Annotated in this window: 14 protein-coding genes; 5 read left to right on the plus strand and 9 right to left on the minus strand. The window is 47.4% G+C overall.

The window, feature by feature from the left end:
- Window positions 1-4: 4 nt before the first annotated feature.
- The 4 genes from KJS94_RS04630 to KJS94_RS04645 form a co-directional block, all read right to left on the minus strand.
- Window positions 5-697 (minus strand): rhodanese-like domain-containing protein, encoded by a 693-nt coding sequence (locus KJS94_RS04630; RefSeq protein ID WP_214446145.1) that lies wholly within the window; start codon window positions 695-697, stop codon window positions 5-7.
- 11 nt (window positions 698-708) lie between these two features.
- Entirely contained in the window at window positions 709-1,224 is a 516-nt protein-coding gene (locus KJS94_RS04635; protein WP_214446146.1) for a YkgJ family cysteine cluster protein, read from the minus strand.
- Window positions 1,225-1,281: 57 nt separating this feature from the next.
- On the minus strand, window positions 1,282-1,596 hold the full coding sequence (locus tag KJS94_RS04640; protein WP_214446147.1) for a hypothetical protein: 315 nt from the start codon (window positions 1,594-1,596) through the stop codon (window positions 1,282-1,284).
- A gap of 70 nt (window positions 1,597-1,666) precedes the next feature.
- Complete coding sequence (locus KJS94_RS04645) at window positions 1,667-1,933, minus strand: hypothetical protein (RefSeq protein ID WP_214446148.1); 267 nt, start codon at window positions 1,931-1,933, stop codon at window positions 1,667-1,669.
- 406 nt (window positions 1,934-2,339) lie between these two features.
- On the opposite strand from KJS94_RS04645, the gene KJS94_RS04650 reads away from it, so the two are divergent.
- The 5 genes from KJS94_RS04650 to KJS94_RS04670 all read left to right on the plus strand — a co-directional run bounded on the left by KJS94_RS04650 (window position 2,340) and on the right by KJS94_RS04670 (window position 8,933).
- Window positions 2,340-4,238 (plus strand): DNA topoisomerase IV subunit B, encoded by a 1,899-nt coding sequence (locus tag KJS94_RS04650; RefSeq protein ID WP_214446149.1) that lies wholly within the window; start codon window positions 2,340-2,342, stop codon window positions 4,236-4,238.
- A 152-nt stretch (window positions 4,239-4,390) separates the two neighbouring features.
- Window positions 4,391-5,212 carry a DUF1835 domain-containing protein gene (locus tag KJS94_RS04655; RefSeq protein WP_214446150.1) on the plus strand — a complete coding sequence of 274 codons (822 nt, stop codon included), beginning with the start codon at window positions 4,391-4,393 and terminating at the stop codon, window positions 5,210-5,212.
- A 10-nt stretch (window positions 5,213-5,222) separates the two neighbouring features.
- On the plus strand, window positions 5,223-5,609 hold the full coding sequence (locus tag KJS94_RS04660) for a VOC family protein (protein ID WP_214446151.1): 387 nt from the start codon (window positions 5,223-5,225) through the stop codon (window positions 5,607-5,609).
- 14 nt (window positions 5,610-5,623) lie between these two features.
- Entirely contained in the window at window positions 5,624-8,140 is a 2,517-nt protein-coding gene (locus tag KJS94_RS04665; protein WP_214446152.1) for a DNA gyrase/topoisomerase IV subunit A, read from the plus strand.
- Between the two features lie 112 nt (window positions 8,141-8,252).
- Window positions 8,253-8,933, plus strand: coding sequence for a hypothetical protein (locus KJS94_RS04670; RefSeq protein WP_214446153.1), 681 nt, complete (start codon window positions 8,253-8,255; stop codon window positions 8,931-8,933).
- A 40-nt stretch (window positions 8,934-8,973) separates the two neighbouring features.
- Here the strand turns inward: KJS94_RS04670 and KJS94_RS04675 are convergent, their stop codons facing one another.
- The 5 genes from KJS94_RS04675 to ltaE all read right to left on the minus strand — a co-directional run bounded on the left by KJS94_RS04675 (window position 8,974) and on the right by ltaE (window position 14,285).
- On the minus strand, window positions 8,974-9,894 hold the full coding sequence (locus KJS94_RS04675; protein WP_214446154.1) for a hypothetical protein: 921 nt from the start codon (window positions 9,892-9,894) through the stop codon (window positions 8,974-8,976).
- A 69-nt stretch (window positions 9,895-9,963) separates the two neighbouring features.
- Window positions 9,964-10,398 carry an SsrA-binding protein SmpB gene (smpB, locus tag KJS94_RS04680; RefSeq protein ID WP_239804295.1) on the minus strand — a complete coding sequence of 145 codons (435 nt, stop codon included), beginning with the start codon at window positions 10,396-10,398 and terminating at the stop codon, window positions 9,964-9,966.
- A gap of 56 nt (window positions 10,399-10,454) precedes the next feature.
- Window positions 10,455-11,369 carry an acetyl-CoA carboxylase, carboxyltransferase subunit beta gene (accD, locus tag KJS94_RS04685; RefSeq protein WP_214446155.1) on the minus strand — a complete coding sequence of 305 codons (915 nt, stop codon included), beginning with the start codon at window positions 11,367-11,369 and terminating at the stop codon, window positions 10,455-10,457.
- 124 nt (window positions 11,370-11,493) lie between these two features.
- The gene (pgi, locus tag KJS94_RS04690; protein WP_214446156.1) at window positions 11,494-13,152 is read right to left on the minus strand and encodes a glucose-6-phosphate isomerase; all 1,659 of its coding nucleotides are present in this window, start codon (window positions 13,150-13,152) and stop codon (window positions 11,494-11,496) included.
- 116 nt (window positions 13,153-13,268) lie between these two features.
- A complete protein-coding gene (ltaE, locus tag KJS94_RS04695; protein ID WP_214446157.1) occupies window positions 13,269-14,285 on the minus strand; it encodes a low-specificity L-threonine aldolase in 1,017 nt (338 codons plus the stop codon).
- Window positions 14,286-14,373 lie beyond the last annotated feature (88 nt).

The following is a 14,373-nucleotide window of genomic DNA, read 5'->3' on the forward strand; positions in this document are numbered from 1 at the left end:
CTTCTTATTGAAGGGCTTTTTTTAATTCATCTAATGACATAATGCCTTGTTTACTAAAGGTTTGTTGCCCTTTTTTATATACAAGGAAATGGGGTAGTGAGCCTACATTTAGTTGGTTCATGAGGGTAGTGTGTACCCCACCATCGATCTTCACGAGGGTAAATTTTCCGGCAAGATCAGACTGGAGTTGCTTCAGCACAGGCTCCATTTTCCGGCAGGGAGGACACCATTCTGCGCCAAAATCCACCAGCACCACATCTGCCTGGGTCACCAGTTTATTGAAATCATCCATGGTATACTGGGCAGTCTCGGCAGCACCTTCTACCGGCAGCGCCTGCTTTTTCCAATTGGTCATACCGCCTTCCAGGTCATAAACGGAATATCCCTTCTTTCTTAGCGCTTCCGCTGCTGATGCACTTCTTCCGCCGGAGGCACAATACACCATAACCGGTACCGAATGGTCGAGGTGCTGGGTGCGGTCCTCAAATTCCTTGCTGTTCCACCAGTCTGCCTGTAAGGCTCCCTTGATATGCCCCTTACGGAACTCATCGGCGGTCCTAACATCCAGTACCTGCACTTTCTCCTTCTTGATCTTTTCCTCAAATGCCTGTGGGCTGAGGGGTTTGGTTGTTTGCGCGTGGGAATCACAAGCGTTAAAGGCCAGTGAAAGCAGGAAGGCTATTACGTAATTTTTCATTGGGCTAATCATTATACGGCCATAAAATTAGTGCGTTCTTTCATTGCCTCAATAACATTGTACACGATGGGACATCTGCCATAATGCATGAGGGTGGCGAAGATCCTTTTGGACAACTCAGGCAGATGAAGGTTGGGAAAAGCCCGGCAATCCGCAAAACGGTCTTCGTAGATCGTGCATTTATTGCACTCCAGGAAATGGCAGGGGATGGTATTGATGACCAACTGGCCACCCATACTCTCTTCCAGGTATTCGGCCTTGGTTTGTGTAAGACTTTTATTCAATACAAGGGCGAGCCTATCTGCTTCAGTTGAACTGACCGTGATCATGAGGCTCCTGCAGCAATTGCCACAGGTAGTGCAATCGATCAGTGGCTCAATGGCGGCATTCAATTCCACGGCCAATTCATCGACCAGGTAATGGGGCTGGCCTTTCAGGAAATCCTTGAACTTATCGTTCTCCGCCACTTTAAGGTGGGATTGGAGTTCGATGAATGCAAGATCTGTTTGGATAGGTAATGTTGACAAAATGGAAGTTTTAAAATGAAAAATGCCGGACTAAGCCGGCATATGATGACTTATAGGTTATTTTTCCTCACCTTCATCCTCTTCTTCCTCCCAACTCTCTTCCCAATCTTCATCAATCTCTTCCATATCATCCTCGTCCCCTTCGTCATAGAGGGAAAGGATGGAAGCCGCACTTTCAAAGTCCAACTCCTCCACCAGTTCATGGATGGCGTCCGACTTCTTGCGCCAGAAATCAACTTCAACCTTTCCGAAACTCCTCAGCAATACACACTGTTCACTGTAAGCAAGTACACTCACAAATGAAATTTCACCCTGGGGCTTATCCTGCAGCAGGTAGAACATTCCCGGTTGCAGATCGGCATATGTGGCCATAAAAAATATTTTGATGAAGGTCCTACATTCCGGGCAAAGCAGGAAGCTTTACCCGTTAAATTTTCATGACTCACTCTTCGCCATCCTCATAATAGGCATCTTCATTACTATAGTAAGAAGACTGCCATTCCTTGACTTTTTCCTCTCCCAGCAGTTCCAGGATCTCATGGATAGGGTCAGACTTCTTCTTCCACTCGGTCTGTTCCGTTTCCCCAAACCGCGTGACGAACATACAATAATCCGTGTCCAGGTTTACCCGGATCAAAGAAATGGGACCCTCCGCCTTCTCCTGGATTAGGTAATAACAACTCGTTTCCAATAAGGAATAACTATACATACACGTCAAATTTTCAATCTTTAACCTAAATAACGGGTTGTAGTAAGTACAATAATGGATTAGTAGCAGACCTTAGGTCTATCGCAGCGGGGTTAGTAGTGGATTGGGTACCTTTTGAATGGCTGCGGGAGGACAAAAATAAGCATAATCCTGCTTAAAAAGAGAAATAAATCACCCTCCTAACGGAAGCTCCCTGCAATGGCCATTTGACCATTGTATTTCAATAATCTATACATAAAAAATACCCTGATAACCAATCCCCCCGGGCCAATTTTGATTATCCACACCCGTGCACAAAAGGTTGGCTCCGGCAAGCCACTCCTTTCTTTATATTTGCCCGCTTAGATGGCTCTATTCTGTTAAGGGCTATTGATAAAGGTATCTAGGAAGGATTAAAACCAGGATTATGGCTGAAGCAAACAAAGCGCAATTTGAGTATACCGAAGATTCCATACGGAGCCTTGACTGGCGGGAACATATCCGTCTCCGCCCGGGTATGTACATCGGAAAACTGGGGGATGGCAGTAGTGCTGATGATGGTATTTATGTATTGCTGAAAGAAGTGATCGATAACTGTATTGACGAACATACCATGGGTTATGGCAAGCAGGTGGAGATCACGGTCAAGGACAGGACCGTTACCATCAGGGACTATGGCCGTGGTATTCCCCTGGGCAAAGTGGTGGATGTGGTGAGTAAGATCAATACAGGCGCCAAATATGATAGCAAAGCCTTCCAGAAAAGTGTCGGCCTGAACGGTGTGGGTACCAAGGCAGTTAATGCCCTAAGTCATTATTTCAAGGTAACTGCTTTCAGGGAAGGCAAGGAGAAGACGGCTGAGTTTGAACGTGGTGTGCTGGTTAAGGAATATAAGGAAACTGCTAGCAGCCAGCAGAACGGCACCCTTGTACACTTCATCCCGGACGATACGGTTTTCCGCAATTTCCATTACCAGGAAGAGTATATTGAAAACATGCTTTGGAACTATTGCTACCTGAATGCGGGTTTAGTGATAGTATTCAATGGTAAGAAATATGTAAGTAAGAATGGTCTGCTTGACCTGCTGCAGCGCAAGACGAATGAGGATGAACTGCGCTACCCCATTATCCACCTCAAAGGGGAGGACATTGAGGTGGCCGTTTCGCATAACAATGATTATGGTGAAGAACTGTTCAGTTTCGTTAACGGCCAGTACACCACACAGGGCGGTACCCATCAACAGGCCTTCCGGGAAGCTTTTGTTAAGGTGGTGAGGGATTTCTACAAGAAGGACTATGATGCTTCGGACATCCGGCAAAGTATTGCCGCGGCTGTTGCCGTTAGGGTCGTTGAGCCGGTATTTGAATCGCAGACCAAAACGAAACTGGGTTCACAATACATTGTAGAAGGTGGCCAGAGCATGAAAAATTTCGTGTTAGAGTTTTTAGCCAAGCACCTGGACAACTACCTGCATAAGAACCCGGCAACTGCTGAAGCGCTGAAGAAGCGGATCGAACAGAGTGAGCGGGAAAGAAAGGAACTCGCCGGTATCAAGAAACTGGCCAACGAAAGGGCAAAGAAGGCCAACCTGCATAACCGCAAACTGCGCGACTGCCGCTTTCATTACAATGAGGAGCCATCAGGTAAGGACAAGGAGGCCATAGTCCAGAAGATCAATGAATCTACTATATTCATCACCGAGGGTGACTCTGCCAGTGGTTCCATCACCAAGGCCCGCAATGTGGAGACCCAGGCTGTATTCAGTTTAAGGGGTAAGCCTTTGAACTGTTTTGGCCTTACCAAGAAGGTGGTATATGAAAACGAGGAATTCAACCTGTTGCAGCACGCCCTTAACATTGAGGAAGGCATTGAAGGACTGCGTTACAACAATATCGTGATCGCGACAGATGCCGATGTGGATGGTATGCACATCAGGTTACTGCTCATGACCTTCTTCCTGCAATTCTTTCCTGACCTGGTGAAGAATGGCCACGTTTTCATCCTGGAAACCCCCTTGTTCAGGGTGCGGAACAAACAGGAAACCATCTATTGTTATGATGAATCCGAAAAGCAGGCAGCGATCAGGAAATTGGGAGGTAAACCGGAGATCACCCGATTCAAGGGACTGGGTGAGATCTCACCCGACGAATTCTCAAGGTTCATTGGTGAGGACATGCGTAAGCAACCCGTCATCGTAATGCCGGAAACCCATATCCAGCAATTCCTTGAATATTATATGGGCAAGAACACCCCGCAAAGGCAGGACTTCATCATTGACAACCTGAAAGTGGAACTTGACCTGATTGAGGAAGTGGAAAGCAAGTAGGGATGAACAGGTGAGCCGTCCTGTAGTAATGACTTGATTGAGTTTTTAAATACCATGCTGGCTGCAGAGTAAAGAGGATACTGACGGCTTTGCGGTCAATGCATTAACCAACCCGGTTCTGGTTGAACTGGTGCAATGAAAATTGATTGAAGATGATTCACGTTGTATTTAATGAACCAGATGTAACGGTGATCAACCAGGCCATTGAACTGGATGAAAACCTGAAAGGGGATGTTGTACTCATCCGTGACGATTATGCTGTAGGGCCCATCCAGAACCTATACCTGGGTGAAGGAAGGGAAGCCCGCAAACAATGGTGGTCAGCGGTATTGGCCGGTGGGGATTATGATGGCAAGGCCGACTCGGGTGAAGTAGATGATTACAAGACAGTGGCAGAGTTGGTTGGCACCATGCGCCGGAACCCGGATGAGATCATCTGGATCTGGGCTGCCCAGAACAAACATGATGTGTCCGGTTATTACTGGCTCCTGCATTTTATGAAAGAATTCCAGGGCAGGGTTTTCATCCTTTACCTGAACAACCTGCCCTTCATCAATGAGAAGGGGCAGTTGTTCTACCCAACCTGGCTGAGCACCATTCCGCCAAAGGAATTCCTCAAGGCCAAGAAACTGGCAAGGCCCATTACCCTGAGTGAATTTGAGGTGGATCCCGATGAATGGATCCGACTAGCCAATGAAGGCAAACAGGTGAGGATACTGGAAGGAGGAAAGAAACTGAGCCAATATGGGGAAGAATATTATGACGAAGAGTTGAAGAAGTTCATTACCGGAGATTGGCAAAAGGCCAGCAAGGTCATCAACCAGTTCCTGTCCAAAGCCAGGCAAACTACCGGTGATGCCTACCTTCTTTGGCGCCTGAAAAAGATCGTTTCTGGAGAAGGCTACGATGTACAGGGTGAAATGAAGGCCATGAAGGATTTCGAGGTTAAACAAAAAGTTGGCCAACCCGCATAAAATTCAAAGAATGAACCTGGGAACCGTTCACCATATAGCCATTATAGCAGGTGATTACCAGCGAAGCAAAGCGTTCTATACGCAGGTACTGGGACTGGAAATCATCCGGGAAGTCTACCGCGAGGAAAGGGACTCTTACAAGCTTGACCTTGCGCTGAATGGTCATTATATCATTGAACTGTTCTCTTTTCCAGGTGCACCGCCAAGGCCTTCACGGCCAGAAGCCCAGGGTTTAAGGCACCTGGCCTTTGCGGTTAGCGACCTTGATAAAGCTGTTGCGGAATTGGCCGATAAGGGAGTTGTCACTGAACCGATCAGGGTGGATCCTTATACAGACAGACGGTTCACATTTTTCAGTGACCCGGATGGATTGCCGTTAGAGTTATATGAATTATAAATTAGAAAGGAAGAATGTCGAAAGCTAAGTCAAACGAATGGGTGCACCAGAATGATGCAGGGGTGCAGGGGCAATACAGGAACTGGTTCCTGGATTATGCCTCCTATGTGATCCTGGAACGTGCGGTTCCTGCCATTGAGGATGGCCTGAAACCGGTGCAGCGAAGGATACTGCACTCCATGAAGGAAATGGATGATGGGCGTTTCAATAAGGTCGCCAATATCATCGGCCAGAGCATGCAATACCATCCGCATGGTGATGCCAGTATTGGGGAAGCCCTGGTCAATATGGGCCAAAAAGACCTTCTCATCGATACCCAGGGAAACTGGGGGGATGTCAGGACAGGCGATGATGCAGCTGCGCCCCGTTATATTGAGGCCAGGCTCAGCAAGTTCGCCCTTGATGTAGCTTTCAATAATAAGACCACGGAATGGCAGTTGAGTTATGATGGCAGGAAGAATGAACCGGTTACCCTCCCTATGAAGTTCCCGCTGCTCCTGGCACAGGGAGCAGAAGGTATTGCCGTGGGCCTGTCCACCAAGATACTGCCACATAATTTTTGTGAGCTGATCGATGCATCCATCAAATACCTGAAAGGCAAGAAATTTGAGATCTATCCCGATTTCCAGACCGGCGGCATGATCGATGTGGGCAATTACAATGAAGGCAAGCGCGGAGGCAAGGTCAGGGTCAGGGTGAACATCGAGGAATCGGATAAGCGCACCCTTGTGATCAGGAATGTACCTTACGGGGTTACCACCAGCAGTCTAATTGATTCCATCATCAAAGCCAATGACCAGGGAAAGATCAAGATCAAGAAGGTTACGGATAACACAGCAGCAGAAGTGGAGATCCAGATCGACCTTGCACCCGGAATTTCCCCGGATATCACCATTGACGCGCTGTATGCGTTTACGGATTGCGAGGTGAGTATTTCCCCCAATGCCTGTGTGATCGTTGACCAGAAGCCAAGATTCATGAGTGTTCATGAATTGCTGTGCATTTCCGCCGACAACACAAAGGAACTCCTCAGGAAGGAACTGGAGATCAAATTGGGTGAACTGCAGGAGAAATGGCATTACACCTCACTGGAAAAGATCTTCTTTGAAGAGAAGATCTATAAGGAACTGGAAAAGAAACACGAAACATGGGATAAGGTCCTGGAAGCGATAGATAAGGCCTTTGTGCCATTCAAGAAGCAGCTGAAACGCGAGATCACCCGGGAGGATATCGTTAAGCTAACGGAGAAGCCTGTGCGAAGGATATACCGCCTGGATATTGATGAACTGAATGAACAGATCAGGGGACTGGAGGCAGAGATCAAGCAGGTAAAATACGACCTGGAGCACCTGGTGGAATTTGCAGTGGCCTACTACGAAAATCTGTTGAAGAAATATGGAAAAGGCAGGGAAAGGAAAACCGAGATCCGCCAGTTTGAGGCCATCCAGGCCAAACAGGTGGCGATCGCCAATACCAAGCTTTATGTAAACCGTGCAGATGGCTTTATTGGAACCAGCCTGAAGAAGGATGAGTTGTTGTTTGAATGCAGCGACCTGGATGATATCATTGTGTTTACCCGCAGGGGGATCATGAAGGTGGTAAGGGTAGGGGAGAAAGTCTATATCGGCAAGGATATAATCCATGTAGCCGTATTCCAGAAGAATGACGAGCGCACCACCTATAACATGATCTACGTTGATGGGGCAACCGGTACCAGCTATGCCAAGCGCTTTAATGTTACCGGTATCACAAGGGATAAGGAATATGACCTTACCAAGGGCCATGACAAGAGCAGGGTGCATTACTTTACCGCCAATCCCAACGGGGAAGCGGAAGTACTGAGCATAATCCTCAGCCCGAATTGCCCCGCCCGTATCAAGCAGTTTGATTTTTATTTCGAGGAAATGGAGATCAAGGGCAGAAGTGCAATGGGTAACCAGGTGACCAAGTACCCGATCAAGACGGTCAAGTTCAAGGAAGCCGGAAGATCTACCCTGAGTGCCATAAAACTCTGGTTTGATGACAAGTTCGGCCGGTTGAATACAGAAGAAAAAGGTATCAGCCTGGGTAGTTTCGATGGATCTGAACGCCTGCTGGTGATCTATAATGATGGCACTTACGAATTGACCGACCTCGAAATGACCCAGCGTTTCGATCCCGAGAAAGTGCTGCTGATCGAGAAATTTGATCCGGAGAGGGTCATCACGGCGGTCTACCTCGACAATGACAAACTCCAGTACAATATCAAGCGGTTCAGGGTGGAGACTTCAACCTTGCACAACAAATTCCTGTTCATTAAGGAAGGCGATGGCAACAGGCTGGAAGCCGTTACTACAGATAGTACCCCGGTATTGATGATCCATACCGGCAGGGGAGCCCAGGCCAAATCCCAGAAGATCAAAGTGGCTGACTTTGTGGAAGTAATGGGCTGGAAAGCGGTTGGTAATAAGTTAGCGGACTACACCAAGAGCACAGAAATGGAATGGGAGGTGAAGACCAAAAAGGACGACACACAACCGGAATTATTCTGAACATTACATTCAATTTATACCTGGGAAAGTTGCCTGTGTACAGGCAACTTTTTTTTGCACCTGCTTGCAGGGATTATAACGGGGAACTATATTCGAAAAAACTATTTATCTAATGAAGAAACTTTTTTCGACCTTATCGATTGCCCTTATCCTTTTCAGTTCCTGCCAGAAGGAAGTAAGTGAAACCAACAACGGCGGGAACGGCCAGAATCCATCCCCAACGAATGCTGATTATCAACCCACGTCAAAGGATTCCTATTGGAAGTACCAGGACAGTTCCTCATATACTGGCAAGGAGGAGATTTTAAGGTCCACAGGCACAACCAGGAACATCGACGGATTAGTCTGGAATGAGCTCAACAGGTTATTTGACGGTGTAGAATCAAAAGCCTATGTAAGGAAAGATGGAAACAAGTATTTCATTCGTTCAAAAGCAATGAGCAGCAGCGGCACCATGGTGGAGGTCAATTCTTATTACCTGAATGACAAGGAACCAGTTGGCTTCAAATGGGAGCACTCATTAGGTAGTATCAATGGAGTTCCTGCACGCTTCCTCGGGGAGATAATAGAACGGGATATCAATTACACCGTAAAAGGGAAAACTTATTCTTCAGTAATCCATACCAGGTTAATCCTCCAGTATTATATCATGGGAAGGTTTTCAACCTGGGCAATTTATGATTACTATATAGCCAAAGGTATCGGGGTGATACGATTGGTATCAGATGTCCAGATAGAAGGAATATCCATCCTTAAGACAGCCACGAACCTGATAGAATATTCAATCAAATAACAAATAAAAAAAGGTCATCCAAGCGATGACCTTTTTACTTTTATTTCTTCCGTTTTATTCGCACCGTTCCATTCTGGCTCAGGTTACTGGTCAGGTAAACTTCCTGCCAGGTAGTACCATCATACACCACCATTAGGGCTGTGTTGGGTGGTATCCGGCCCAGGTTCTCCGCGAACATGGATATCTCATTGTATTCCTTGGTAGGGTCAAGCTTGATATACACATTGATCGCCCTTGCCGTGATCATTTGCTTCTCCACAATCGGGGCGCCATTCAGGAATACGGATATGGTATCACCATCAACATCACCATTATCATAAAAACTTACCCTTACCGAATCCGCGGCTACTGCTACGTCATTGGTTACTACTGATGCCCTTTTCTTAAAGGCTTCAATAAGTGGGTTAGTCGTGGGATTTATCTTATCTACCTTGATCTCAGGTGCGACCACAACCTTGTCTTCGATGGCCGGCTGCCAGAACTTCCGGGTAATGGCGGCTTCCGGTTCATCTTCCAGGTTAATGGTAGTGTCAAGACTGTATAGCACCCTTAATTCAGGGCATACATTCTGGTACTTCGGGTCGGCCATAAAGGATCCACGGATGCTGCTGCCTACTTTGGATACCCTGAGGGTTCCTATAAAGTGCATCATGCACTCTACACCATCAATAGTATTTTCGCGGAAATAAACTACAGGCATTTCCCTGATAGAAATGGTCCTGGAATTCTTATCATAAGTACCCTTGACCACGTAGCTCTGGTAGCCATTCCGGAAGTAATAACCAAAGATCCCTTCCACCTGGTTACCCTTTTGCTTGAGGACCAACTCGGTCAGGTAATTGTTATGGGTGCCTTCGATGACAGCATCTGCCTTACCATACCAGCTGCCATCAATCTTTTGGGCATGGACTTTACCCAGGAAAGGGCACAGGATTATTAAGGATAATAGAATTTTTCGCATACCTGAAAATTAACCCAAAATACAATTTCATCTTATAACGCTGGCTATATACCAAAGATTGTGGGAATCTTACTTAATATAACGCTTGATCTCCCGCTCAGTATCCCGCTTTTTAATGGTTTCCCTTTTATCGTGGAGTTTCTTCCCCTTACCCAGCCCAATCTCAACTTTCGCCATATTCTTCTCATTAAAAAATATCCTTAAGGGTACTATAGTATAGCCCTTCTCCCTCGATTTGGCTTCCAGTTTCCGCAATTCTTTCTTGTGCAGCAGCAGTTTGCGTTCCTGCATTGGTTCATGTTTATGGGTGGTCCCATAAGCATATTCTGAAATATGAAGGTTCTTGACAAACAACTCCCCCTTGTGGAAAATGCAATAGGCATCATTGAAACTCACCTTCCCGGCCCTGATGGCCTTCACTTCGGTTCCCACCAATACAATACCCGCCACATAGGTGGTCTCGAAATAATATTCATGAAATGCTGCTCTGTTCCTAAGTTCCACGGTGCAAAAAATAAGGAGGCAAATTTACCTCCTTTCTATGTTTAAATCTTTACCAATCAATTCTTAAATAATAAGAGAACGGTCGCCAGCTTATCCTTCAACTGTTTCCTGTCCACGATGAAATCCAGGAAGCCGTGCTCCAACAGGAACTCGCTTCGTTGGAAACCTTCCGGAAGGTCCTTTTTGATGGTTTCCTTGATCACCCTTGGTCCGGCAAAACCGATCAATGCTCCCGGCTCGGCAATATTGAGGTCCCCAAGCATACCAAAGGATGCCGATATACCACCGAAGGAGGGGTCGGTCAGGAAAGAAATATAAGGCACCTGGGCATCGGTCATCTGTGATAACTTACCGGAAACCTTGGCCAACTGCATCAGGGAGAAAGCACTTTCCATCATCCTGGCACCACCCGATTTACAGATGATCATCAGCGGCTTTTTATGCTCCAGGCAATAATCAACTGCCCTTGCTATCCTTTCACCCATTACACTTCCCAGTGAGCCGCCGATAAACTCAAAATCCATGCAGGCCACCACCAGGTCCTGTCCATTCACTGTTCCGCTGGCTACCCTTATGGAGTCCGTGATATCTGTCTTGCTCCAGATCTCCTTGAGGCGTTTCTCATAGGACTTAAGGTCCGTGAACTGCAGGAAGTCCTTGGAACGGATATTCTCAAACATCACCTCAAATTGACCCTCATCAAACAGGATGTCAAAATATTCGGCGCTGCCAACGCGGTGATGATAATTACATTTGGGGCAAACAAACAACTGCTCCCTTAATTCATTAACGGTGCAGATATAATTACACTCCGGGCATTTGGTCCATAAGCCCTCTGGTGTTTCCTTTTTCTCTGCAGTACTAGTCAGAATGCCTTTTTTGATGCGCTTGAACCAGCTATTCTTCGTCTCCTCGGTATGTCCATCCTCTCCCGCCAGGTTGGCATCAAAATCCTCTTCATGTTGTGCCATGCTGCTTTTGGTTTTGGCGGCTAAGATAAGAAACCTGAATGATTCCTATCGGGCAAGCCTTTGCTTATTGACATTAGTTGTTTTCAAAATAGATACCCGGCTGGCTTTGAACCAGCCAAGGGCATTATGCATGCCTCATGCGTTTGTACGCATTGATCAATCCATTGGTGGAACTATCGTGGCTTACCACTTCCTGGTCGTTCTGCAATTCCGGAAGGATCTTGTTGGCCAGTTGTTTACCCAGTTCCACCCCCCATTGGTCAAAGCTGAAAATATTCCAGATCACCCCCTGGACGAATATCTTATGTTCGTACATGGCCACCAGCTGGCCCAGCACAAACGGAGTGATCTTCTTCACCAATATGGAATTGGTGGGTTTGTTGCCCTGGAAGACCTTGAATGGCAGGATAGCTGCAATGGACTCCTGGCTGGCACCGGACTTTACCAGTTCAGCTTCGGCCTCTTCAGCTGTTTTTCCATTCATCAGGGCCTCGGTCTGGGCAAAGAAATTGGACAACAATTTGGGATGATGGTCCCCTATGGGGTTATGGCTGATGGCCGGGGCTATAAAATCACAGGGGATCAGCGGTGTACCCTGGTGGATCAGCTGGTAAAAGGCATGCTGACCATTTGTACCGGGCTCCCCCCAAATAATAGGACCCGTGGCATATTCAACCGGTCGACCATTCCTGTCAACAGACTTTCCATTACTCTCCATATTTCCCTGCTGGAAATAGGCCGCAAAACGATGCAGGTACTGGTCGTATGGCAGGATGGCCTCACTCTGGGCACCAAAAAAGTTGGTATACCAAAGGCCGATCAGAGCCAGTTGAACAGGGATATTCCGTTCAAAAGCGGTGTCCCTGAAATGGTTGTCCATATCATGGGCACCTTTCAGGAGTTCCTCAAAATTATCGTAACCAATGGTCAGGACGATCGAAAGCCCGATAGCACTCCATAAGGAGTAACGGCCTCCCACCCAATCCCAGAATTCAAACATGTTCTGCTTGTCAATACCAAACTTCACCACCTCCTTTTCATTGGTGGATAATGCCACGAAATGCTTGGCAACAAATGCCTCATCCACAGCTGTTTCAAGGAACCAGGACCGCGCCGTGTGGGCATTGGTCATGGTTTCCTGGGTAGTGAAGGTTTTGGAAGCCACCAGGAAAAGGGTTTCCTCGGCATTCACTTTCTTAAGGGTTTCAGCGATATGGGTCCCGTCCACATTCGAAACAAAGAAGGTCTCGATTCCTTTTACCCAATAAGGCCTCAGGGCTTCAGTGACCATCAAGGGCCCCAGGTCACTGCCACCAATCCCGATATTCACGATATAACGGATAGGCTTACCCGTATAGCCCTTCCATGCGCCACTGTGGACCTGGTGGGCAAAAACCTTCATCTTCTCCAAAACGGCCTTCACTTCGGGCATAACGTCCTTGCCACCAGTCAGTACCGGCTTACCGGAGAAGTTCCGGAGGGCAGTATGCAATACAGCCCTGTTCTCGGTTTGGTTGATGGCTTCGCCACCGAACATGGCATGAATGGCTTCCGGTAATCCACATTCCCTGGCGAGTGTCACCAATAGTTCGCGGGTGGTATCGGTAATGATGTTCTTGGACAGGTCTACCAACAGGTCATCCTTTTGGATGGAATATTTTGAAAAGCGATCGGCATCCCCTGAAAAAAGGTCACGGAGCTGCGCCGCACGCATATCATTCTTGTAATGCTCTTCCAGCTGCTTCCATGCGGCTGTTTGGGTGGGTGAAATAGTAGGTAACATTCTTTTCTGTTTGCTTGCGGCGTAAAAATAAAGGATTAGGCCCTAATGATTAGCGAACACTCATTAGCTGCCATGCAACCTAACGGCCATGAACAATGGTAAAACCCTACTATGCCTTAGAGGCCTTCCAGTATTTCACAAACCTTGTGCACCATTGAAGGAGTCACATCGAGATGGGTAACCATCCGGATCTGGGTAGGGGAGATGGCCATACAATGGATATCATAGTGCCTTAATGTATCAGCAAGTGTTTGGGAACTAAACCTTCCTTTCACTTCGAAAATCAGGATATTGGTTTCCACCGGCAGTATTGTTCCCACAAAATCCTTATGGGCCAGCACCTTGGCGATCTGCTTGGCATGGTCATGGTCCTGCTGGAGCCTTTCAATATGATGGTCGAGGGCATATACCCCGGCAGCGGCCATGAAGCCGGCCTGGCGCATCCCGCCTCCAAACACCTTTCTCACCCTCCTGGCTTTCCTGATGAATTCAGCAGAGCCAATCAGGATACTGCCAATAGGACAACCCAGTCCCTTATTCAGGCAAACCGAGATACTATCGAAGACCTCCCCGTATTGGCGGGCCGTTTGTCCGGTAGCCACCAGGGCATTGAACAACCTTGCCCCATCCAGGTGCAGGGCCAGCCCATTCATGGTACATACCTGCCGGATGTGCAGGATATCCTGCCAATTATAGCAAGAGCCACCGCCCCTGTTGCTGGTATTCTCCAGGCAAACCAGGGAAGTCCTGGCCTTATGTACATCATCAGGGTTGATCGCCCCCACCACCTGTTCAGCGGTTATCCTTCCACCCTGACCGGGAATTGCCTTCACCTGGGAACCGGAAAGAAAGGCGATCCCGCCCCCTTCATAAATATATACATGTGCCTGCTGTTCACAGATCACCTCATCACCCGGTTGGGTATGTACCTTAATGGCGATCTGGTTGCTCATGGTACCCGTTGGGCAATAGATCGCGGCTTCCTTTCCGAACATTTCAGCTGCTTTCTTTTCCAACAGGTTAACGGTAGGATCCTCCCCAAAAACATCATCGCCCACTTCAGCATTCATCATGGCATTCAACATGGCCGGGGTAGGACGGGTAAATGTATCTGACCTTAACTCAATTCTCATGGAAATAAAGGGTTTAGCCATAAAATTAGGTAAAGCCAGGCAATCCTCCGGGACAAAACCATGGCTTATTCAGGGGAATTAAAAGATT

It is taken from the genome of Flavihumibacter rivuli, assembly GCF_018595685.2.
Taxonomy (GTDB): domain Bacteria; phylum Bacteroidota; class Bacteroidia; order Chitinophagales; family Chitinophagaceae; genus Flavihumibacter; species Flavihumibacter rivuli.